The sequence below is a fragment of the Streptomyces sp. NPDC029138 genome (genome assembly GCF_055564375.1).
In genome coordinates, this window is record NZ_JBVHWM010000011.1 from 60926 (window position 1) to 81047 (window position 20122).

At 70.2% G+C, this 20122-nt stretch carries 19 protein-coding genes and 1 pseudogene; 11 read left to right on the plus strand and 9 right to left on the minus strand.

Annotation, left to right across the window (positions count from 1 at the left end):
- Positions 1-32: 32 nt before the first annotated feature.
- Positions 33-830: an HAD family acid phosphatase gene (locus ACZ4WH_RS12920; protein WP_468179620.1), complete on the plus strand. Its 798-nt coding sequence runs from the start codon at positions 33-35 to the stop codon at positions 828-830.
- A gap of 9 nt (positions 831-839) precedes the next feature.
- Here the strand turns inward: ACZ4WH_RS12920 and ACZ4WH_RS12925 are convergent.
- A pseudogene (locus ACZ4WH_RS12925) lies at positions 840-1859 on the minus strand (glycoside hydrolase family 43 protein); the annotation flags it as partial.
- A gap of 36 nt (positions 1860-1895) precedes the next feature.
- Here ACZ4WH_RS12925 and ACZ4WH_RS12930 point away from each other — a divergent pair.
- Complete coding sequence (locus ACZ4WH_RS12930) at positions 1896-3293, plus strand: NCS2 family permease (RefSeq protein ID WP_468179622.1); 1398 nt, start codon at positions 1896-1898, stop codon at positions 3291-3293.
- A gap of 4 nt (positions 3294-3297) precedes the next feature.
- Here the strand turns inward: ACZ4WH_RS12930 and ACZ4WH_RS12935 are convergent, their stop codons facing one another.
- From ACZ4WH_RS12935 to ACZ4WH_RS12945, 3 genes are all read right to left on the minus strand, one after another.
- Positions 3298-4752, minus strand: coding sequence for a peptidoglycan D,D-transpeptidase FtsI family protein (locus ACZ4WH_RS12935; RefSeq protein WP_468179624.1), 1455 nt, complete (start codon positions 4750-4752; stop codon positions 3298-3300).
- A gap of 65 nt (positions 4753-4817) precedes the next feature.
- Positions 4818-5291, minus strand: coding sequence for a GNAT family N-acetyltransferase (locus tag ACZ4WH_RS12940; RefSeq protein WP_468179626.1), 474 nt, complete (start codon positions 5289-5291; stop codon positions 4818-4820).
- Positions 5292-5337: 46 nt separating this feature from the next.
- On the minus strand, positions 5338-6111 hold the full coding sequence (locus ACZ4WH_RS12945) for an IclR family transcriptional regulator (RefSeq protein WP_468179628.1): 774 nt from the start codon (positions 6109-6111) through the stop codon (positions 5338-5340).
- Positions 6112-6263: 152 nt separating this feature from the next.
- On the opposite strand from ACZ4WH_RS12945, the gene ACZ4WH_RS12950 reads away from it, so the two are divergent.
- The 4 genes from ACZ4WH_RS12950 (at position 6264) to ACZ4WH_RS12965 (ending at position 10497) form a co-directional block, all read left to right on the plus strand.
- On the plus strand, positions 6264-7793 hold the full coding sequence (locus ACZ4WH_RS12950; protein WP_468179630.1) for an aldehyde dehydrogenase (NADP(+)): 1530 nt from the start codon (positions 6264-6266) through the stop codon (positions 7791-7793).
- Between the two features lie 108 nt (positions 7794-7901).
- Entirely contained in the window at positions 7902-8513 is a 612-nt protein-coding gene (locus ACZ4WH_RS12955; RefSeq protein ID WP_468179632.1) for a DUF1349 domain-containing protein, read from the plus strand.
- A 107-nt stretch (positions 8514-8620) separates the two neighbouring features.
- Positions 8621-9340, plus strand: a complete 720-nt coding sequence (locus tag ACZ4WH_RS12960; protein ID WP_468179634.1) for a DsbA family oxidoreductase — start codon at positions 8621-8623, stop codon at positions 9338-9340.
- Positions 9341-9435: 95 nt separating this feature from the next.
- Positions 9436-10497 carry an aminotransferase class V-fold PLP-dependent enzyme gene (locus ACZ4WH_RS12965; RefSeq protein WP_468179636.1) on the plus strand — a complete coding sequence of 354 codons (1062 nt, stop codon included), beginning with the start codon at positions 9436-9438 and terminating at the stop codon, positions 10495-10497.
- A 62-nt stretch (positions 10498-10559) separates the two neighbouring features.
- On the opposite strand, the gene thpD is transcribed toward ACZ4WH_RS12965, so the two are convergent.
- The 5 genes from thpD to ACZ4WH_RS12990 all read right to left on the minus strand — a co-directional run bounded on the left by thpD (position 10560) and on the right by ACZ4WH_RS12990 (position 15128).
- Positions 10560-11453, minus strand: a complete 894-nt coding sequence (gene thpD, locus ACZ4WH_RS12970) for an ectoine hydroxylase (protein ID WP_468179638.1) — start codon at positions 11451-11453, stop codon at positions 10560-10562.
- 5 nt (positions 11454-11458) lie between these two features.
- Entirely contained in the window at positions 11459-11863 is a 405-nt protein-coding gene (locus ACZ4WH_RS12975) for an ectoine synthase (RefSeq protein WP_468179640.1), read from the minus strand.
- Positions 11864-11893: 30 nt separating this feature from the next.
- On the minus strand, positions 11894-13165 hold the full coding sequence (gene ectB, locus ACZ4WH_RS12980; protein WP_468179642.1) for a diaminobutyrate--2-oxoglutarate transaminase: 1272 nt from the start codon (positions 13163-13165) through the stop codon (positions 11894-11896).
- A 13-nt stretch (positions 13166-13178) separates the two neighbouring features.
- Positions 13179-13697, minus strand: a complete 519-nt coding sequence (gene ectA / locus ACZ4WH_RS12985) for a diaminobutyrate acetyltransferase (RefSeq protein ID WP_468179644.1) — start codon at positions 13695-13697, stop codon at positions 13179-13181.
- Positions 13698-14027: 330 nt separating this feature from the next.
- Positions 14028-15128 (minus strand): pyridoxal-phosphate-dependent aminotransferase family protein, encoded by a 1101-nt coding sequence (locus ACZ4WH_RS12990; RefSeq protein ID WP_468179646.1) that lies wholly within the window; start codon positions 15126-15128, stop codon positions 14028-14030.
- Positions 15129-15266: 138 nt separating this feature from the next.
- Here ACZ4WH_RS12990 and ACZ4WH_RS12995 point away from each other — a divergent pair, with 138 nt between their 5' ends.
- The 5 genes from ACZ4WH_RS12995 to ACZ4WH_RS13015 all read left to right on the plus strand — a co-directional run bounded on the left by ACZ4WH_RS12995 (position 15267) and on the right by ACZ4WH_RS13015 (position 19911).
- Complete coding sequence (locus tag ACZ4WH_RS12995) at positions 15267-16115, plus strand: transporter substrate-binding domain-containing protein (protein WP_468179648.1); 849 nt, start codon at positions 15267-15269, stop codon at positions 16113-16115.
- Positions 16112-16945 carry an amino acid ABC transporter permease gene (locus ACZ4WH_RS13000; protein WP_468179649.1) on the plus strand — a complete coding sequence of 278 codons (834 nt, stop codon included), beginning with the start codon at positions 16112-16114 and terminating at the stop codon, positions 16943-16945. The genes ACZ4WH_RS12995 and ACZ4WH_RS13000 overlap by 4 nt, the downstream gene beginning before the upstream one ends.
- A complete protein-coding gene (locus ACZ4WH_RS13005) occupies positions 16942-17736 on the plus strand; it encodes an amino acid ABC transporter ATP-binding protein (RefSeq protein WP_468179651.1) in 795 nt (264 codons plus the stop codon). Before ACZ4WH_RS13000 ends, ACZ4WH_RS13005 begins: the two co-directional genes overlap by 4 nt.
- A 17-nt stretch (positions 17737-17753) precedes the next feature.
- Complete coding sequence (locus tag ACZ4WH_RS13010; protein ID WP_468179652.1) at positions 17754-18845, plus strand: amidohydrolase family protein; 1092 nt, start codon at positions 17754-17756, stop codon at positions 18843-18845.
- A gap of 154 nt (positions 18846-18999) precedes the next feature.
- A complete protein-coding gene (locus ACZ4WH_RS13015) occupies positions 19000-19911 on the plus strand; it encodes an SCO1860 family LAETG-anchored protein (RefSeq protein WP_468179654.1) in 912 nt (303 codons plus the stop codon).
- The last annotated feature ends 211 nt before the right edge of the window (positions 19912-20122 follow it).

A 20122-nucleotide genomic window follows, 5' to 3' on the forward strand; every position in this document is an offset into this window, starting at 1 on the left:
CATCACTCTCATCCACCAGATCCGGAGAATCCATGCGGAAGTCCCTCAAGGCGGTCGCGGTCGGCGCCGCCTGTGTCGTCGCCGGCGCGGCGCTGTACGGCGCGGGCGCGGCCACCGCCGGTCAGTCGACGGCGAACTCCACCCACGAGCCGTACAACATCGGGCTCCTGGTGAAGGACATCGACACCTACTACGGCACCACCGCCGACAGCGACGGCGTCTACCAGGCGTCCAAGGACAGCCCGTACGCCAAGGACCTGGCGCGTATAGACGCCGACGCCAGGAGCTACATCGACAAGGCGGCCCGCAAGGCGCACCACAAGGGCGAGAAGCCGGCCGTCGTCTTCGACATCGACGACACGCTGCTGCTCAGCCTCGACTACGAGAAGCGGTACAACTACACGTACAACTCCAGCACCTGGAACGACTACGTGAACCGCGCCGACCGGCCCGCCGTCTTCGGCAGCCCGGAGCTGGTCCGGTACGCCGCGTCCAAGGGCGTCGAGGTCTTCTACAACTCCGGCCTCAGCGAGGCCCAGCGGGCCGCCGCCGTGGAGAACCTGAAGAAGGTCGGCGCCGATGTGAACCTCGACGTCGACCACATGTTCCTCAAGGACAAGGCCGACCCGCCGGCCTACCTGAAGGACTGCGCCACCCCGGGCACCTGGAACTGCACGACCGTGCGGTACAAGTCCGGGACGCGCGAGCACATCGAGGACGACCTGGGTTACGAGATCATCGCCAACTTCGGCGACCAGTACTCGGACCTGGACGGCGGCCACGCCGACCGCACGTACAAGCTGCCGAACCCGACGTACTTCGTCAGCTGAGCCCTATCCGTACGTCCTGAGCAGCCGCTCGTACTCGGCCCCCGTCACCGGCAGCACCGTGCCGTGGCGGGGGCTGGCGGGCAGCGCGTAGTCCGTCGACGGGGTCCACTTGCCGGGGGCGAGGTCGGTGGTCTCGAAGGGGACGTAGCCGCGCAGGCCGTACTCGTCGATGAACAGGTACCACTTCTTCTCGGTGTTGGACCTGAAGACGGTCGGGCCCTCGCCGCGCTGGACGGCACCGCTGCCGACGCAGTCGGCGACGAAGTCGTACGACGTGTCGGTCAGGTCCCGCGACTTCTCCGCGGTGATGAACTTCGAGCAGGGCGAGCTGGAGGACGGGTCCCGCTCGTCCTTGGTGAAGCGGTAGTACGTCCCCTTGTCCTTGATGACCGTCGAGTCGATGACCGAGTAACCGGGGTCGTCCCAGACCTTGGGTTCGCGGAAGGTGCGGAAGTCCTTGGTGGTGGCGTACAGCATGCGGTTGTACGTCCAGCCGGTGTGGTCCGGGTCGTCGGCGGCGTACAGCTTCGACGCCCAGAAGACCACGTACTCGTGCAGCCGGCTGTCCCAGTAGGCCTCCGGCGCCCAGGTGTTGCCCGCGTTGTCGGGCGCGACCCGCACCAGCCGCTGGTCGGTCCAGTGGACCAGGTCGGTGGACTCCCACACCATGAGGGACCTGCTGCCGTGTCGCTGGACGTGGTCCCAACTGCCGCTGCTGTTGCGGTACATCCGCAGGTCGGTGGCGATCAGATAGAACGTGTCGCCCTTGGGGGAGCGGATCACGAACGGGTCGCGCAGGCCCTTCTCCCCGATGGTCGAGGTCAGCACCGGCTGCCCGCCGTTCAACTCCCGCCAGTGCAGCGGATCGTCGCCCTGGCTGAGCGCGTAGCGGATCTGCTCGCCGTCGGCCGTGCCCTCGCCGGTGAAGTAGACGAAGAGATGTCGGACGCCGTATGGCGGGCCGAACTCGATGACGTAACACGGAGAAAACCTGAAACAGGTTCGGCGCGGGAACAATCCAGCCAGCATCCGCAGACTGATCTTCAGATGACGAGGAGTGGGACCATGTCCGTCGACCGGTACTTCAGGATCTCCGAGCGGGGATCGACGCTCGGGCGCGAGATACGCGGCGGCTTCGCCACGTTCTTCACCATGGCCTACATCCTTGTCCTGAATCCGATCATCCTGGGCAGCGCCAAGGACAAGTTCGGGCACACGCTGGACACCGGCCAACTCGTCACCGCCACCGCCCTGGTGGCCTGTGTGATGACGGTCGTCATGGGCGTCGGCGGCAATCTGCCCCTCGCCATCGCCGCCGGACTCGGCCTCAACGCCGTCGTCGCCTTCCAGCTGGCCCCGCTGATGAGCTGGGCGGACGCGATGGGCCTGGTCGTCCTCGAAGGCGTCGTCATCTGCGTGCTGGTGCTCACCGGACTCCGGGAAGCGATCATGAACGCGATCCCGCAGGAGCTGAAGCAGGCCATCGGCGTCGGCATCGGCCTGTTCATCGCCTTCATCGGCTTCGTGGACGCCGGGTTCGTCAGCCGTGTCCCGGACGCCGCCCACACCACCGTGCCGGTCCAGCTCGGCGCCGTCGGCCGGCTCACCGGCTGGCCGGTGCTGGTCTTCTGCCTCGGCGTGCTGCTCACCATCGCGCTGCTCGCCCGCAAGGTGAAGGGCGCGATCCTCATCAGCATCGTGACGATGACCGTCGTCGCGATCGCGGTCAACGCCGTCGCCGACATCAAGAGCTGGGGCCTGACCACGCCCAAGGTCCCCGACAAGATCGTCGCCGCCCCGGACTTCGGACTGGTCGGTCACTTCAGCCTGTTCGGCGGCTTCGCCGAGGCCGGCGTCCTCACCGCCGTCCTGCTGGTCTTCACCCTCGTCCTGTCCGACTTCTTCGACGCCATGGGCACGATCGTCGGCATCACCGCGGAGGCCGGACTGCTGGACGAGAACGGCCAGGTGCCCGGCATCGGCCGCGTGCTGTTCATCGACGGCGCCGCGGCCGTCGCCGGCGGTGTCGGCTCCGCCTCCTCCAACACCGCCTACATCGAGTCGGCGGCCGGCGTCGGCGAGGGCGCCCGCACCGGCTTCGCCAACCTGATCACCGGCGGCCTCTTCGGCCTCGCCCTCTTCCTCACGCCGCTGCTCACCATCGTCCCGCTCCAGGCGGCGGCGCCCGCGCTCATCGCCGTCGGCTTCCTGATGATGACCCACGTCAAGCACATCGACTGGGACCGCTACGAGATCGCCGTCCCGGCGTTCCTCACCATCGCCGCGATGCCGTTCACGTACTCCATCACCGACGGGATCGGGGCGGGGTTCCTGGCCTACGTCGTCATCAAGACGGTGGTGGGGAAGGCGCGGGAGGTCAACTGGCTGCTGTGGGCGGTCTCGGCACTGTTCCTGGTGTACTTCGCGATCGACCCGGTGGAGCAGATCCTCGGGGTGAAATGAGGGTCTACTTCAGGGCCGCCTGCATCATCGCCCTGGCCACCGGCGCCGCCAGGCCGTTACCGCTGACTTCCGAGCGGGCCGCGTCCGACTGCTCGACCATCACCGCGACGGCGACCTCCTTGCCGTTGCTGTCGGACTTGCCGTAGGACGTGAACCAGGCGTACGGCGTCTTGCTGTTGTTCTCGCCGTGCTGGGCGGTGCCGGTCTTGCCACCGACGGTCACCCCGTCGATCAGCGCGTTCGTGCCGGTGCCGTCCTTCACCACCGTCCGCATCGCCGACTGGAGCTGCTCGGCGGTGGTGGAGCTGATGATCTCCTCGGTGCCGGCGCTGTCGTCATAGTCCTTCAACACATCACCGCCGCTGTCGGTGATCCGCGAGACCATATGCGGCGAGACCAGCTTGCCGCCATTGGCTATGGCCGCGGACACCATGGCCATCTGGAGCGGGGTCGCGGTGACGTCGAACTGGCCGATGCCGGACAGGGCGGTCTGCGCCTGGTCCATGCCGGACGGGTACACGCTGGCGTAGGCCCGAACCGGCACGTCCTGCGCGTCGTCGTTGAAGCCGAACTTCTCGGCCATGGCCTTCACCTTGTCCTGGCCGAGCTGGACGGCCATGTGGCCGAAGACGTTGTTGCACGAGTACCGCAGGGCGACGCGGATCGAGGCGTTCTCGCAGGGCGCGGACCTGTTCTCGTTGTCCAGGTCGCGCACCGTGCCCGGCAGCCGGTACGGGTTGGGGCTGTCGGTCGGCTCGTCCACGTTCTTGTACAGCCCGTCCTCCAGCGCGGCGGCCGCGACGACCAGCTTGAACGTCGAGCCCGGGGGTAGCGGCTGGCGCAGGGCGCGGTTGGTGAGCGGCTTGTCCTTGTCCGCGTTGAGCGTCTTCCAGGCCTGGCCGGCCGTGTCCGCGTCGGTGAGCGCGGAGGGGTCGTACGACGGCGTCGACACCACGGCGAGGATCTTGCCGGTCTTCGGGTCGATCGCGACGGCCCCGCCCTTCTTGTCACCGAGCGCGCGGTAGGCCGCCTTCTGCACCGCCGGGTCGATCGTCGTGAGCACATCGCCCGGTTCGGCACGCTCGCCGGTGACGGTGTCCATGACGGTCTTCAGCCGGTTGTCCGTGCCGTTGAGCAGGTCCTTGTAGATGCCCTCCAGCTGGGTGGGGGCATAGGCCTGCGAGGCGTAACCCGTCACGGCCGCGTACAGCCTGCCGTCCGTGTACGTCCGCTTGTACGCGAGGTCGCTTCCCTTCGTCCGCGTCGAGCCGGTGATCGCGTCCCCGGCCACGATGATGTTCCCGAGGGGCCGCGAGTAGGTCGCGATCGCGTTCCGCCGGTTGTCGTTGTCGTCCGCGAGGGCCTTGCCGTCGTAGAACTGCAACCATGTGGCCCTGACCAGCAGGGCGAGCACGAGCAGCAGCGCGAAGACGGACGCCCGCCTGATCGTCTTGTTCATCCCGCTGGGAAGACGATCGAGAGGGGGGCAATCGTTCCCGTACGACCGTTTTTCTCATCCGGCGTTCAGGAAGCCTCCAGGATGAGCACGACCTCCTCGATCTCCCGGCCGCGCGCGTTCGCGTAGCCCCGGGCCCGGGCCGCCTCGCGGAAGCCGCACTTCTCCAGGACGCGCAGCGACCCGCGGTTGTCGGCCGCCGCGCGCGCGTACAGCGGCCGCTCGGGAACCTCGGCGAGCAGGGCCCGCAGCGCGGCCGTCGCCACGCCCCGGCCCCAGAAGGCGCGGTCGATCCAGTACGTCACCTCGCGCTCGCCGGCCACGCCGTAGACGGCCGCGTTGCCGGCCACCACTCCGTCGGCCATGACCGTGCGCAGCACGTCGGAGGAGTTCCGCAGGCGCTGCCAGTAGGCCGCCAAGGCCTCCCGGTCGTACGGGTCCTCCGGGCCGAACGCGGCCATCCGGACGGACTCCGGGTCGGTCATCTGCCGGTAGAACACCGGCAGGTCGCCGTCCTGTACGGCCCGCAGCGCGATCTCCATGCGACCGAGCCTACGGCCCCCGGCCTCAGGACCACGGCTGACGCGGTCAGAGTCTGCGGGTCGCCAGCGTCAGCCGGTCCCGCGCGTCGAACAGCGCGTCCCTGATCATCTGCTCGTGGGCGGGGGTCAGCCGGGCCACCGGCACCGAGCAGCTGATGGCGTCCCGCGCGGGCGTGCGGTACGGGATGGCCACGCCGAAGCAGCGCAGGCCCAGCGTGTTCTCCTCGCGGTCGACCGCGAAGCCCTGGTCCCGGACCTGGTGCAGCTCCTCGATGAGCTTCTCCCGGTCGGTGATGGTGTGCTCGGTGAGCGCGGGCAGCGTCTCCGGCAGCAGCTTGCGCACCTGCTCGTCGGTGTAGCTGGCGAGGATCGCCTTGCCGAGGGAGGTGGAGTGGGCCGGGAGCCGGCGGCCGACGCGGGTGAAGGGGCGCAGATAGTGCTGGGACTGGCGGGTGGCCAGGTAGACCACGTTGGTGCCGTCGAGTCGGGCCAGGTGGATGGTCTCCGTGGTGTCGTCGGATAGCCGGTCCAGCGTCGGGCGGGCGGCGGCCACCACCTCGTCGCCGTCGATGTACGACGTGCCGACCAGCAGCGCCCGCACCCCGATGCCGTACCGCGTGCCGGTCGCGTCCGTCTCCACCCAGCCCAGCTCCACGAGCGTGCGCAGCAGCATGTACAGGCTGGACTTGGGATATCCCACGGCCTCCTGGACAGCCGCGAGGGAGTGCATACCGGGCCGGCCGGCGAAGTATTCCAGCAGCTCAACGGTCCGTACCGCGGACTTGACCTGCGCCCCGCCCCCTGTGTCGCCTGCCGTCATCGCCCTTGACCCCTTCGTTCGACGAGGACTGAGTTATATAGTCTCCGAACAGCGAATTCATCATCAGAGACAGTGTTCAGTATATCGAACGCGGCTGATGGGTGAGCCTGGATCGTCGTAGTTGATGCGGCCTTTACTGGGAGGGACCCGCGGTGGCAGCAGCACCAGTCTGGAGTGTCGACCCGCGCACCGGGAAGCAGCGTGAACAGGTTGCGGTGGAGGCCACAGCCCAGGAGGTGGACGCGGCCGTCCGGGCGGCCCACGCCGCGCGCGACGCCCTCACCGACCGCACGGTCCGCGCCGCGTTCCTGCGCTCGGCCGCCGCGGGCCTGGACGCGGCCAAGGACGGCCTCGTCGAGACCGCCGACGCCGAGACCGCGCTCGGCCCGGCCCGGCTGACCGGCGAACTGGCCCGCACCTGCTACCAGCTGCGGGCCTTCGCCGACATCGTCGACGAGGGCGCCTTCCTCGACGTCATCATCAACCACCCCGACGACACCGCCACCCCGCCCATCCCGGACCTGCGCCGCTACAAGGTGCCGCTCGGCGTCGTCGCCGTCTACTCCGCCTCCAACTTCCCCTTCGCCTTCTCCGTCGCCGGAGGCGACACGGCCAGCGCGCTGGCCGCGGGCTGCCCGGTGGTCGTCAAGTCCCACCCCGACCACCCGGCCCTGTCCGAGCTGGTCGCCAAGGTGCTGCGCCGGGCCGCCTCCGAACACGGCATCCCCGAGGGCGTGGTCGGCCTCGTGCACGGCTTCGAGGCGGGCGTCGAGCTGATCAAGCACCCGCTGGTCGCCGCGGCCGGCTTCACCGGTTCGGTGCGGGGCGGACGGGCGCTGTTCGACGCGGCCGCCGCGCGCCCGGTGCCGATCCCGTTCCACGGCGAACTGGGCTCGCTGAACCCGGTCCTGGTCACGGAGGCCGCCGCGGCCGAGCGGGCCGAGGAGATCGGCGGCGGGCTCGCCGGCTCGATGACCCTCGGCGTGGGCCAGTTCTGCGTCAAGCCCGGCCTGGTGCTGGTGCCGTCCGGCGCGGCCGGCGACCGGCTGGTGAAGTCCCTGACCGACGCCGTCAGCGACACCGACGCCGGGGTGCTGCTCGACCACCGCATGCGGGACAACTTCATCGCCGGCGTCACCGAGCGCACCCAGCTCCCGGACGTGGAGTCGCCGGTCACCCCGGGCGCGGGCGGCGAACACTCGGTCAGCGCCGGGTTCCTCACGGTGCCGGCGGAGAAGCTGGCCGAGGAGGGGGCGTACGACCTGCTGCTGGAGGAGTGCTTCGGGCCGGTCACCGTGGTGGCCCGCTACGCGGACGAGGCCGAGGCCACGGCTGTGCTGTCGCGGCTGCCGGGTAACTTGACGGCGACCGTTCAGGTGTCCTCGGAGGAGGCGGCCGGTCGGGGGCGGGGGCCGGAGCTGCTGGCCGAGCTGACGCCGCTGGCCGGGCGTGTGCTGGTGAACGGGTGGCCGACAGGGGTTGCGGTGGCGCCCGCGCAGCATCACGGGGGGCCTTACCCGGCGACCACGTCCACGTCCACGTCGGTGGGCGGTACGGCTGTCGAGCGGTGGTTGCGGCCGGTCGTTTATCAGAACGCGCCTGAGGCCTTGCTGCCCGAGGAACTCCGCGACGACAATCCGCTCGGGCTTCCTCGGCGGTTCAACGGGGTTCTGGAGCGGTAGCGCCGTACGGGGCGGGCGGTTCGTCGGCGGGTGCCGGTGCGTCGTGGTTGCTCGCGCAGTTCCCCGCGCCCCTCGAGTCGGTCCGGTTCCCCTGCGCAGAAAAGGTCGATGGAGTTGGAACTTCCCGAACTGCCCTTTTCGCTGGAGGCTTTCGGGCCGGACGGCGACTGGTCGTACGGAGACGGTGTGCTCACCGGGCGGGCCGGGCCCCGGCAGGACCGGTTCGTGCCGCCCACCGGGGAAGAGGGCGAACCCGCTTCCGACGCGCCCCGGTTGCTGGGGGCGGCCCCCGGTGGGGACTTCCAGTTGATCGCCCGGGTCTCCGTGGGGTTCCGTGACGCCTTCGACGCCGGGGTGCTGTACGTCCATGTGGGCGAGCGGGCCTGGGCCAAGCTGTGTCTGGAGTACTCCCCGGACGTGCCCACCGTGTGCACGGTGGTCACCCGGGGGCACTCCGACGACGCCAATGCGTTCACGGTGGACGGGGACTCGGTGTGGCTGCGGGTCAGCCGGACGGGGCGGGCCTTCGCCTTCCACGCCTCCCGGGACGGTGTGCGGTGGACCTTCGTCCGGTTCTTCACCCTGGGTGAGGAGAAGGAGGCCGGTGCCGCGCTGGTCGGGTTCATGGCGCAGTCGCCGGTGGGGGAGGGGTGCGCGGTGACGTTCGACCACATCGCGTTCAGGTCCGGCGGGCCGAGCGACCTGCGAGACGGCAGCTGAGGCTCGCGTGACACGGCGGCCCCGGGAATGAAACCGGCTGTTTGAACGTTCATGTACCGGCCCGGGGAGAGCCCCCGCACCCGTACGACCTGGAGAGAGCCGAAGACATGCGCGTCGAGATCTGGAGCGACATCGCCTGCCCCTGGTGCTATGTGGGCAAGGCCCGCTTCGAGAAGGCGCTGGCTGCCTTCCCGCACCGCGACCAGGTCGAGGTGGTGCACCGCTCCTTCGAGCTGGACCCGGGCCGCGCCAAGGGCGACGTCCAGCCGGTGATCACCATGCTGACCAGGAAGTACGGCATGAGCGAGGCACAGGCCCAGGCCGGTGAGGACAACCTCGCCGCCCAGGCCGCCGCCGAGGGCCTGGACTACCGCACCCGGGACCGCGACCACGGCAACACCTTCGACATGCACCGCCTGCTGCACTTCGCCAAGGAGCAGGGCCGGCAGGACCAGCTGATCCAGATCCTCTACCGGGCGAACTTCGCCGAGGAGCGGTCCGTCTTCACCGAGGGCGACGAACGCCTGGTGGACCTGGCCGCCGAGGCCGGCCTGGACGCGGAGGCCGCCCGCGCGGTGCTCGCCGACCCGTCCCGCTACGCCGACGAGGTCCGCGCCGACGAGCGCGAGGCCGCCCAGCTCGGCGCGACCGGTGTGCCGTTCTTCGTCCTCGACCGGACGTACGGCGTCTCCGGCGCCCAGCCCGCCGAGGTCTTCACCCAGGCGCTGACCCAGGCCTGGGGCGAGCGCTCTCCCCTGAAGCTGGTCGACCAGGGTGACGCCGAGGCCTGCGGGCCGGACGGGTGCGCGGTGCCGCAGCGGGGCTGAAAGCGCAGGTCGGGGCGGTTGTATAAGCGCTGCTGAGAGGAACCACGTAAAAGTTCGCAATGGACGCGTAGTTCCCTGGGCCGCAGAGTGGACCCATGGAGACCACGGAGACGTTCGACCGCCTCGTCCGCGCCGAGTTCACCCCGAAGAGCATCTATCTCAACACCGCGAGCAACGGCCTGCTGCCGGCCCGTACCGTCGCCGCCCTCCAGGAGGCGGCGCTGCTGCGGGCCGAGGGCCGGCCGCTGACCTCGCTGTACGAGGACGTGGAGACGAGCCGGGCCGCGTTCGCCCGGCTCGCCGGCGTCCCGGCCACCCGCGTCGCAGCGGGCGCCTCGGTCGCCGCGCACACCGGCGTGATCGCCGCCTCGCTCCCGGCGGGCGCCGAAGTCCTCACCGCCGAGGACGACTTCACCTCCGTGCTCAACCCCTTCCACGTCCGCGGCGACCTCAAGGTCCGCACGGTCCCGCTGGAGCGGATCGCCGAGTCCGTCCGGCCGGGCACCGCGCTCGTCGCGGTCAGCGCCGCCCAGTCCGCCGACGGACGGATCGCCGACCTGCCCGCCCTGCGCGAGGCCGCCCACGCCCACGGCGCCCGGACCTACGTCGACTTCTCCCAGGCCGCGGGCTGGCTGCCGGTGGAGGCGGACGCCTACGACTTCACCGCCAGCGTCTCCTTCAAGTGGCTGCTGGGCCCGCACGGCGCCGCCTTCCTCACCGTCCCCGAGGACTTCGGGGGACTGACCCCGCTGCTCGCCGGCTGGGTCGCGGCCGAGCGGCCGTGGGACAGCTGTTACGGCTCGGTGGCCGAACTCGCCCACTCCGCACGGCGGTTCGACCTCACCCACGCCCTGTTCACCTTCGCCGGGCTGCGCCGGTCCCTGGAACTCGTCGAGGAACTCGGCGTGGCGGCCGTCCACGCCCATGACATCGCCCTCGCCGACCGGTTCCGCGCGGGCCTCGCCGGCCTCGGCCACGAGCCGGTGCCCGCACCCGGCTCGGCGATCGTCTCGGTCCCCGGACTCGGCTCCCGGCAACCCGAGTTGAGCCAGGCGGGCATCGAGGTCTCCAACCGCGCGGGCAACCTGCGCGCGGCCTTCCACCTCTACAACACGGCCGCGGACGTGGACCGGCTGCTGGAGGCGCTGTCCGGCTGACACGACCGGGCCGGGGCCTCCCGTCCCACACAGGAGGTCCCGGCCCGGTGATCAAGGGGCGGCTACCGCACCGGAGTGAAGTCCCTCGCTCCGATGAACTCGGGCCGCCGTACTGGCGCCGCGAACGGCTCCACCGCGGCGTTCTCCACGCTGTTGAACACGATGAAGACATTGCTGCGCGGGAACGGCGTGATGTTGTCGCCGGAGCCGTGCATGCAGTTGCAGTCGAACCAGGTCGCCGAGCCGGCCTTGCCGGTGAACAGCCGGATGCCGTACTCGCTCGCCAGCGCGGTCAGCGCCTCGTCCGACGGCGTGCCCGCGTCCTGCATCTGGAGGGACCTCTTGTAGTTGTCCTCCGGCGTGGCACCGGCGCAGCCCAGGAACGTCCGGTGCGAACCCGGCATGATCATCAGGCCGCCGTTGGTGGCGTGGTTCTCGGTCAGCGCGATCGAGACGGACACCGTGCGCATGTTCGGCAGGCCGTCCTCGGCGTGCCAGGTCTCGAAGTCCGAGTGCCAGTAGAAGCCGCTCGCGCCGAAGCCGGGCTTGACGTTGATCCGGGACTGGTGGACGTACACGTCGGAGCCGAGGATCTGCCGGGCGCGGCCGACCACGCGCGGATCGCGCACCAGGTTCGCGAACACCTCGCTGATCCGGTGCACCTCGAAGACCGAGCGGATCTCCTTGGACTTCGGCTCGACGATGGAGCGCTCGTCGGCGCGGATCGCCGGGTCGGCGACCAGCCGGTCCAGCTCACGCTTGTAGACCTCGACCTCGTCCGGGCCGATCAGCTGGTCGACGGCGAGGAAGCCGTCCCGCTCGTAGGCCTGGAGGTCGGCGGCCGGGATCGGGCCCGGGGTGTCCGGGGCGCCCCAGACGACGGGGTCCTGGCGGGGGACGGTCACCTCGGTGGTGCCGCGGGTCGGGTAGAGATCCTTCACGGGGGCGGTGGTCATGGCTCTCACACCTCCTCGGGCTCGGTGAGCAGGGGGTAGACACCGTTCTCGTCGTGGTCCTCCCGGCCGGTGACCGGCGGGTTGAACACGCAGATGCAGTGGAAGTCCTCCTTGACGCGCAGAGTGTGCCGCTCGTGCCCGTCGAGGAGGTACATGGTGCCGGGGGTGATGGTGTACGTCTTCCCGGCCTCGTGGTCGGTGAGTTCGGCCTCGCCCTTGGTGCAGACGACGGCCTCGACGTGGTTGGCGTACCACATCGACGTCTCGGTCCCGGCGTAGAGGATGGTCTCGTGCAGGGAGAAGCCGACCCGCTCCTTGGCGAGGACGATCCGCTTGCTCTCCCAGGTGCCGGACTTCGCTCTGACGTGCCGGTCGGTGCCTTCGATGTCCTTGAACGAACGGACGATCATGGGGGTGCGCTTCCTCCTTGCTAGGCCTTGCTAGGCGGTTTCGCGGACGGCGCGGGCGAGGACGCTGAGCCCCTCGTCCAGCTCGTCGGGGGTCACGGTCAGGGCGGGCAGCAGCTTGACGACCTCGCTCTGCGGGCCGGACGTCTCGACGAGGAGCCCGAGTTCGAAGGCGCGGCGGGCGATCCGGGAGGCCCGGTCCTTGTCGTGGAACTCCAGGCCCCACACGAGCCCGCGCCCGCGGTACTCCTTCACATCGGCCAGGTTCTCCTCGGTGATGGAGATCAGGGCCTGTTCGACCTGCTCGCCCCGGGCCCGGGTCTGCTTCTCCATGGCCGAGCCGTCGGTCCAGTACGTCTCCAGCGCGGCGGTGGCCGTGACGAAGGCGGGGTTGTTGCCGCGGAAGGTGCCGTTGTGCTCGCCCGGCTCCCACACGTCCAGCTCCGGCTTGAACAGGCACAGCGACATGGGCAGCCCGTAGCCGCTGATCGACTTCGACACGGTCACGATGTCCGGCGTGATCCCGGCCTCCTCGAAGGAGAAGAACGCGCCGGTACGGCCGCAGCCCATCTGGATGTCGTCGACGATCAGCAGCATGTCCTGCCGCTCGCACAGCTCCTTCAGCGCGCGCAGCCACGCGGGCCGGGCGACGTTGATGCCGCCCTCGCCCTGCACGGTCTCCACGATCACGGCGGCGGGCTTGTTCAGCCCCGATCCCTGGTCCTCCAGCAGCCGCTCGAACCACAGGAAGTCCGGGACCGTGCCGTCGAAGTAGTTGTCGAACGGCATCGGCGTGCCGTGCACCAGCGGGACACCGGCGCCGGCCCGCTTGAAGGCGTTGCCGGTCACGGCCAGGGAGCCCAGCGACATGCCGTGGAAGGCGTTGGTGAACGACACGATCGCCTCGCGGCCCTTCACCTTCCGCGCCAGCTTCAGCGCCGACTCCACCGCGTTGGTCCCCGTCGGGCCCGGGAACATCACCTTGTACGGCAGGTCGCGCGGGCGCAGGATCAGGTCCTGGAAGGCCTGGAGGAAGGTGCGTTTGGCCGTGGTCGACATGTCCAGGCCGTGGGTGACGCCGTCCCGTTCCAGATAGTCGATCAACGCCCGTTTGAGGACAGGGTTGTTGTGGCCGTAGTTGAGTGAGCCGGCGCCGGCGAAGAAGTCGAGGTACGCATGACCGTCCTCGTCGTACATCCGGCTGCCCCGCGCGCGGTCGAAGACGGTGGGCCAGCCGCGGCAGTAGCTGCGCACCTCGGACTCCAGGGTCTCGAAGACGCTGAGGTCGGGCTGGGTGATGGTCACGGTGAATCGCTCCTCAGTGGGCGGTGGAGTCGGTCAACGGGCCGATGCGGTAGAGGACTTCGGGGTCGTGCGGGCCGTCCGGGAACAGTTCGGCGGGGAACAGCACCTCGCGGGTCACCCGTGCGCCGTGCCGCTCGGCGAAGGAGGTGAACAGCCGCTCGGAGGCGGTGTTGCCGGGCGTGATGGTGGTCTCCACCTCGGTGATCCCGTTCTCGGAGACGAGCCGGGCGGTCAGCCCGTCCAGCAGGTTGGCGGCGATGCCGTGGCCCCGGTGGGCGGGGTCGACGGCCACCTGCCAGACGAGCAGGGTGCGGGGGCGGTCCGGCCGCAGGTATCCGGTGACGAAGCCGACCGGCTCCCCGTCCGCACCGCGCGCCACCGCCGAGGTGCCGGCGAAGTCCCGGCACCACAGCAGATAGCTGTAGGAGGAGTTCAGGTCGAGGGTTTTCGATTCCTTGGCGAGACGCCAGAGCGCGGCTCCGTCGGTCGTCGCCGGCCGTTCGATGAGCAGGTCTGCGGGTGCGGCAGTCATGCGGCACGAATTTAGCGAGGCGAATTCGAAAATGCACGGGAGTGAGTGAGAGGACTCCTTGCCTGCCCGGTGAAATGTCTGGGATGTCCCGCATCAAATCAGGGCATATCGCACTCGTTGTGGAGTGTGTCACAGCCTGGAAACCGCAGGAAACCTGTCGGCAAACTTCCCTGTTTAGCTCTGCAAAAAGCGGGCAGAAGAAGACGGGAAGCTATCGTCCGGAGAATCGGCGGAGATTGTGAAAGTAATTGGAATTCAAGATGTGAAAACGGCCCGCACGAGGTGTGCGAGCCGTTTTCGGTGTGTTCCCGGGTGATTACCGATCGCTCATTACCGCCACGCCTTCTCCACGGCCCGGCGGGCGGCGGCCTGGTCCACCGGCAGTCCCTGCTCGGCGAGCGCGGCGCCCAGTGCCGCCAGGGAGTTCTGGACCGCGGCCTGTGTCGCGTCGGCGCCGTAGTGGTTGACGCGGATCATCCCCCGGGCCAGGGCACCGCCGCCGGCGGCCAGCGGCAGGGCCGGGTCGGCCGCCAGGGCGCGGGCCACCAGGTCGGAGGCCACCACACCGGACGGCACGCGAAGGGTCGTGGCGACCGGCGCGGCGTCCCTCTCCTCGTACACATACGGCTCCAGGCCCCCGCCCAGCGCCACCGCGCCCGCCCGCGAGGCCAGCGCCGCGCGCCGGTGCCGGGCCATCACCGCCTCCAGGCCGGCCGACTCGATCCGCTCCAGGCACGCCTGAAGCGCCAGCATCTCCAGCTGGGCCGGAGCGTGCGGCAGCGCCTTGCGGCCGGCGTCGATCCAGCGGTCCTTCCAGTCCAGCAGGGAGAGGTAGGAGCGGCGCGGGGCGTTCGGGTTGGCGGCCATCCGGGCCCACGCCCGCTCGCTCACCGAGATCGCCGACACGCCCGCCGGGCCGCCCATCGCCTTCTGCGCCCCGATCACGCACAGGTCCACGCCCCACGCGTCCGGCAGCACCGGCTCCGCGCCCACGGAGGCCACCGCGTCCAGATAGAAGAGGGCACCCTGCTCCCGTACCACCTCGCCGATCTCCGCGACCGGGTTGGTGTTGCCAGTGGCCGCCTCCGCGTGCACCAGCGACACGAAGTCGATCTCCGGGTGCTCGGCGAACGCCTCCCGGATCTGCCCGGCGGTCACCGCCGTGTGGAAGGGGACCGAGATGTCGTACACCGTGGCGCCGGCGTCCCGCAGCCAGTTGCCGAAGGTCTGTCCGTACGGGCCCGTGATCACGTTCAGGGCCACCGTGCCCGGGCCGGCCGCCGCGCGGATCGCGCCCTCCAGCGGCAGCAGCGCCTCACCCTGGGTGATCAGGACGTCCTGGCGGGTGTCCAGCAGCCGGGCCACCCCGTCCTCGATGGCGGCGAAGCGCTCGGCACTCAGCGGGGGCAGGTCGAGAAAGGGGTGGGTCACGGCGGTGCTCTCTTCGTTTCTCGGAGGTCGACTCCCTCGATCTTAGGTCGGGGGGCTGCCTGGCCATGGGTTTGATTTGAGAGACTCAAACCCTTCCTTATAATCGGAACCCTTAGTTCCCCCACAGGAGATCTCCCCATGAAAACGCTCGTCGGGCGCCGGGCCCGCCTTCTGGCCGCCACCACCGCGACCGCCGCACTCGTGCTCGTCGCGGCCGGCTGCTCCTCCAGCGACTCGGGGAGCGGCAAGACCACGGTCAAGGGCGTCCACCTGGTCAAGGGAGGTCAGCTGACCACCTGCACCCACCTGCCGTACCCGCCGTTCCAGTCGGAGGTGAACGGCAAGGTGCAGGGCTTCGACGTCTCCCTGATCGACCTCGTCGCCAAGGATCTCGGGGTAAAGCAGCAGATCCTCGACACGCCCTTCGAGAACTTCAAGACGGGCGCCTTCCTGAACTCGGGCGAGTGCGACCTGGCCGCCGCCGGCATGACCATCACCGCCGAGCGCAAGAAGAACGTCGACTTCTCCGACCCGTACTTCGAGGCCACCCAGGCCGTCCTCGTCGACAAGAGCAGCGGGATCAACTCGCTCGCCGACGTCAAGGCCAAGGGCAAGAAGCTCGGCGCCCAGGCGCAGACCACCGGCGAGGACTACGTCAAGAGCAAGGGCTACGACCCGATCTCCTTCGAGTCCTCCGACGCCGTCCTCAACGGCCTGCGCACCGGCCAGGTCCAGGCCGTCGTCATCGACTACCCGGTCGTCCAGGGCTGGCTGAAGGACAAGGCGAACGCGGACAAGTTCAAGGTCGTCGACAACCTCAAGACCGGTGAGCAGTACGGCTTCACCGTGAAGAAGGGCAACAAGGCGCTGCTCGACGCCGTCAACAAGGCGATCAAGACCGCCAAGGCCGACGGCACCTACAAGAAGATCTACGAGCAGTGGATCGGCCCCTACGAAGCCTCCGTCGCCTCTCCCGCCGCCTCATGACCGAGACGGACACAACCCTCCAGCCGAAGAAAAAGGGACTGACCCGGCGCCAGAAGCGCGGCGTGTCGCGCGGCATCCAGTACGCCGTCTTCGCCGCCGCCGTGATCGCCTTCGCGGTCACGGCCGACTGGGGCCGGCTGAAGAACCAGTTCGCCCAGGCCGACATCGCCCGGCAGATGTTCCCGGACGTCATCACGCTGGCGCTGAAGAACACCGTGCTCTACACGCTGTCCGGCTTCGTCGTCGGGCTCGTCCTCGGCATGGTCATCGCGCTGATGCGGCTGTCCTCCGTGGGTCCGTACCGCTGGCTGGCGAGCGTCTACATCGAGATCTTCCGCGGCCTGCCCGCCCTGCTGATCTTCATCTTCGTCGGCGTGGCCGTGCCGCTCGCGTTCCCGGGCACGGAGATCCCGGGCGGCACCTACGGCAAGGTCGCCCTCGCGCTCGGCCTGGTCTCGGCCGCGTACATGGCGGAGACCATCCGCGCCGGCATCCAGGCCGTGCCCAAGGGGCAGATGGAGGCGGCCCGTTCGCTCGGCTTCTCGCCCGCGAAGGCCATGGTCTCCATCATCGTCCCGCAGGCCTTCCGGATCATCCTGCCGCCGCTCACCAACGAACTCGTCCTGCTCTTCAAGGACTCCTCGCTGGTGCTGTTCCTCGGCGTCACCCTGGAGGAGCGGGAACTGTCCAAGTTCGGCCGCGACCTCGCCAGCACGACCGCCAACTCCACGCCGATCCTCGTCGCGGGCCTGTGCTACCTGCTGGTCACCATCCCGCTCAGCTTCGTCGTCCGCCGTATGGAAACCAAGGCCCAGGAGGCGATCCGGTGAGCCGCCCGGAGATCGAGGTCCGCCGACTGCACAAGTCCTTCGGCGACAACGAGGTGCTGCGCGGCATCGACCTGGAGATCGGCCAGGGCGAGGTCGTCTGCGTCATCGGCCCCTCCGGCTCCGGCAAGTCGACGCTGCTGCGCTGCGTGAACCTGCTGGAGGAGCCCACCAAGGGCCAGGTCTTCGTCGGCGGCACCGAGGTGACCGACCCCGACGTCGACATCGACGCCGTACGCCGCCGCATCGGCATGGTCTTCCAGCAGTTCAACCTCTTCCCGCACCTGAACGTCACCGAGAACCTCACGCTGCCGCAGCGCCGGGTCCTCGGGCGGGACAGGGCGACCGCCGCGCGCGTCGCCGCCGAGAACCTCGCCCGCGTCGGCCTCTCGGAGAAGGCGGACGCCTACCCGTCGTCCCTCTCCGGCGGCCAGCAGCAGCGCGTCGCCATCGCCCGCGCGCTCGCCATGGGCCCCGAGGTGATGCTCTTCGACGAGCCGACCTCCGCGCTCGACCCGGAGCTGGTCGGCGACGTCCTCGCCGTCATGCGCCGGCTCGCGCGGGAGGGCATGACGATGATGGTCGTCACCCACGAGATGACCTTCGCCCGCGAGGTCGCCGACCGGGTCGTCTTCATGGACGGCGGCGTGATCGTCGAGGACGGCACCCCGGACCGGGTGATCGGCGATCCGCAGCACGAGCGCACCCGGCACTTCCTCTCCCGGCTGCTCGACCCGGCGATGGCCGAGGTCGAGGAGGAGACCTCCGACCAGGTGGGGAAGTCCGAGCCGTAGGTCGTTAAGGTGCGAGCATGAGCGATGGTGCCGTGCTGCACGTGAAGGGCCGGGTCCTGGCGGGGCCGGACGATGTCCGTGACGAGCTGTGGGTGGTCGGGGGCCGCGTCTCCTACGGCCGCCCCGCCGGGGCCCGCGACATCACCACCGTCGAGGGCTGGGCGCTGCCCGGCCTGGTCGACGCGCACTGCCACGTGGGCCTGGGCGCCGAGGGCCCGGTCGACGCGGACACCGCCGAGAAGCAGGCGCTCACCGACCGCGAGACGGGCACCCTGCTGCTGCGCGACGCGGGCTCGCCCTCCGACACCCGCTGGATCGACGACCGCGACGACCTCCCGAAGATCATCCGGGCGGGCCGGCACATCGCCCGCACCCGCCGCTACATCCGCAACTACGCCTGGGAGATCGAGCCCGACGACCTCGTCGCCTACGTCGGCCAGGAGGCCCGGCGCGGCGACGGCTGGGTCAAGCTGGTCGGCGACTGGATCGACCGCGACCTCGGCGACCTGTCCCCCTGCTGGCCCCGTGAGGCGGTGGAGGCGGCGATCGCCGAGGCCCACCGGCTCGGCGCCCGGGTCACCGCCCACTGCTTCGCCGAGAACTCCCTGCGCGACCTGGTCGAGGCGGGCATCGACTGCATCGAGCACGCCACCGGCCTCACCGAGGACCTGATCCCGCTCTTCGCCGAGCGGGGCGTCGCGATCGTCCCGACCCTCGTCAACATCGCCACCTTCCCCCGGCTCGCGGACGGCGGCGACAAGAAGTTCCCGCGCTGGTCCGCCCACATGCGCCGGCTGCACGAGCGGCGCTACGACACCGTGCGCGGCGCCTACGACGCCGGCATCCCGGTCTTCGTCGGCACGGACGCCGGCGGCACCCTGCCCCACGGGCTGGTCGCGGAGGAGGTCGCCGAGCTGGTCGCCGCCGGCATCCCGCCGGTCGACGCGCTCGCCGCCACCAGCTGGGCCGCCCGCGCCTGGCTCGGCCGGCCCGGGCTGGAGGAGGGCGCCCCGGCCGACCTCGTGGTGTACGAGGCCGATCCCCGGGCGGACGTACGGGTGCTGGCGGCGCCCCGCCGGGTCGTGCTGAACGGACGGGTGGTCGAGTAGACGTTCCCGTGACCCCCTCGATTCGACCTGGAATCGAATCGGCGTGCGGAAAATCCACGTTTGAGTGAAGTAACCCTCGATCGCTGACCGTTCACCCACAGTGGGGACAAGGTTGACGGGTCCCAAGCATGTCCCGTCTGGGGGTCCCACCGCCTTGAACAGCAACAACTTCCGCATGTCCGCACGCCGTCCCGCCGTCCTCGCGACGGTCACGGCTCTCGCCTCGGTGCCCGTCGTCCTGGGGGGCGCGGGCGCCGCGCACGCGACCGGTGAGCACGGTCGCGCCTCCGCCGTCGTCCTGCGCACCGGGCTCGACGTGTCCCTGCTCAACAAGACCGTGAACGTCCCGCTCGCGGTCTCCCTCAACGAGGTCCAGGCACCGCGGAGCGCCGACCGGACCGCGCTGTCCGCCCGGCTCGACGGCGTGAACGGCGGCAAGCCGTTCACCGTCCTCGGCGCGGACGTCGCCCAGGCAAGGGCCACGGTGACCGGGCAGCGCGCCGAGGGCTCGGTCCGGGTCGCCCACGCCAGGCTGCACGTCCCCGGCCTGCCCCTGCTCTCCCTGATCGAGGCCGACACGATCACCGCCAAGGCGACCTGCGAGGTCGGCAAGGCACCGGTCGCCTCCGCGAACGTCCTCGGCGCCGTCACCGTCCTCGGCAAGCGCGTCACCCTCACCGCCGGCGGCCCGACCGAGGTGAAGGTGCCCGGCGTCGGCGAGGTCCGCCTCGACCTCTCCCAGCGGCGCACCACGACCCGTACGGCCGCCGTGACCGCCCTCGAACTCAAGGTCTCCGTCAACCCCTTGAACCTCAACGTGGCCGACGTCGAGGGCAAGGTCACCCTGGCCGAGGCCACCTGCGAGTCCCCGATGACCCCGCCCACCAGGACTCCGGTCCCGAGCCACGACCCGGCCGCCGGCCCCCGCCCCCAGGGCGCCCCCGCCGAAGCGGGCCTCGCGGAGACCGGCGGCAGCTCGGCGACCCCGTACATCGCGGGCGGCGCACTGGCACTGCTGCTGGCGGGCGGGGGAGCCGTGGCGGTGGCCCGGCGGCGGAAGAACTGACGGGGGTCTCGGCTGATGCCGGGTGCTCGCGGTCGGTTCGCGGGCTGCCACTGGCGGCCCTGATCACTCCCGCCGCCGGCCCCGGTGGTCCCCGTCAGGTCGTCACCCCGGGTAAGGCGTCGTCTCCCGGCCCGCCCGGAGCGTGGCTGCCCACCACGCCGGTTGGTCCAGCAGGGTCATGGCGTAGCCCGGGGTGTCGGGGTCGGGGGGC

What these genes read in the sequence shown, in the direction of transcription:
- ACZ4WH_RS12920 (WP_468179620.1), top strand. Translation starts at nt 33, where the DNA reads ATGCGGAAGTCCCTCAAGGCGGTCGCGGTCGGCGCCGCCTGTGTCGTC.
- ACZ4WH_RS12930 (WP_468179622.1), top strand. Translation starts at nt 1,896, where the DNA reads ATGTCCGTCGACCGGTACTTCAGGATCTCCGAGCGGGGATCGACGCTC.
- ACZ4WH_RS12935 (WP_468179624.1), bottom strand. Translation starts at nt 4,752, where the DNA reads ATGAACAAGACGATCAGGCGGGCGTCCGTCTTCGCGCTGCTGCTCGTG.
- ACZ4WH_RS12940 (WP_468179626.1), bottom strand. Translation starts at nt 5,291, where the DNA reads ATGGAGATCGCGCTGCGGGCCGTACAGGACGGCGACCTGCCGGTGTTC.
- ACZ4WH_RS12945 (WP_468179628.1), bottom strand. Translation starts at nt 6,111, where the DNA reads ATGACGGCAGGCGACACAGGGGGCGGGGCGCAGGTCAAGTCCGCGGTA.
- ACZ4WH_RS12955 (WP_468179632.1), top strand. Translation starts at nt 7,902, where the DNA reads ATGGAGTTGGAACTTCCCGAACTGCCCTTTTCGCTGGAGGCTTTCGGG.
- ACZ4WH_RS12960 (WP_468179634.1), top strand. Translation starts at nt 8,621, where the DNA reads ATGCGCGTCGAGATCTGGAGCGACATCGCCTGCCCCTGGTGCTATGTG.
- ACZ4WH_RS12965 (WP_468179636.1), top strand. Translation starts at nt 9,436, where the DNA reads ATGGAGACCACGGAGACGTTCGACCGCCTCGTCCGCGCCGAGTTCACC.
- thpD (WP_468179638.1), bottom strand. Translation starts at nt 11,453, where the DNA reads ATGACCACCGCCCCCGTGAAGGATCTCTACCCGACCCGCGGCACCACC.
- ACZ4WH_RS12975 (WP_468179640.1), bottom strand. Translation starts at nt 11,863, where the DNA reads ATGATCGTCCGTTCGTTCAAGGACATCGAAGGCACCGACCGGCACGTC.
- ectA (WP_468179644.1), bottom strand. Translation starts at nt 13,697, where the DNA reads ATGACTGCCGCACCCGCAGACCTGCTCATCGAACGGCCGGCGACGACC.
- ACZ4WH_RS12995 (WP_468179648.1), top strand. Translation starts at nt 15,267, where the DNA reads ATGAAAACGCTCGTCGGGCGCCGGGCCCGCCTTCTGGCCGCCACCACC.
- ACZ4WH_RS13000 (WP_468179649.1), top strand. Translation starts at nt 16,112, where the DNA reads ATGACCGAGACGGACACAACCCTCCAGCCGAAGAAAAAGGGACTGACC.
- ACZ4WH_RS13010 (WP_468179652.1), top strand. Translation starts at nt 17,754, where the DNA reads ATGAGCGATGGTGCCGTGCTGCACGTGAAGGGCCGGGTCCTGGCGGGG.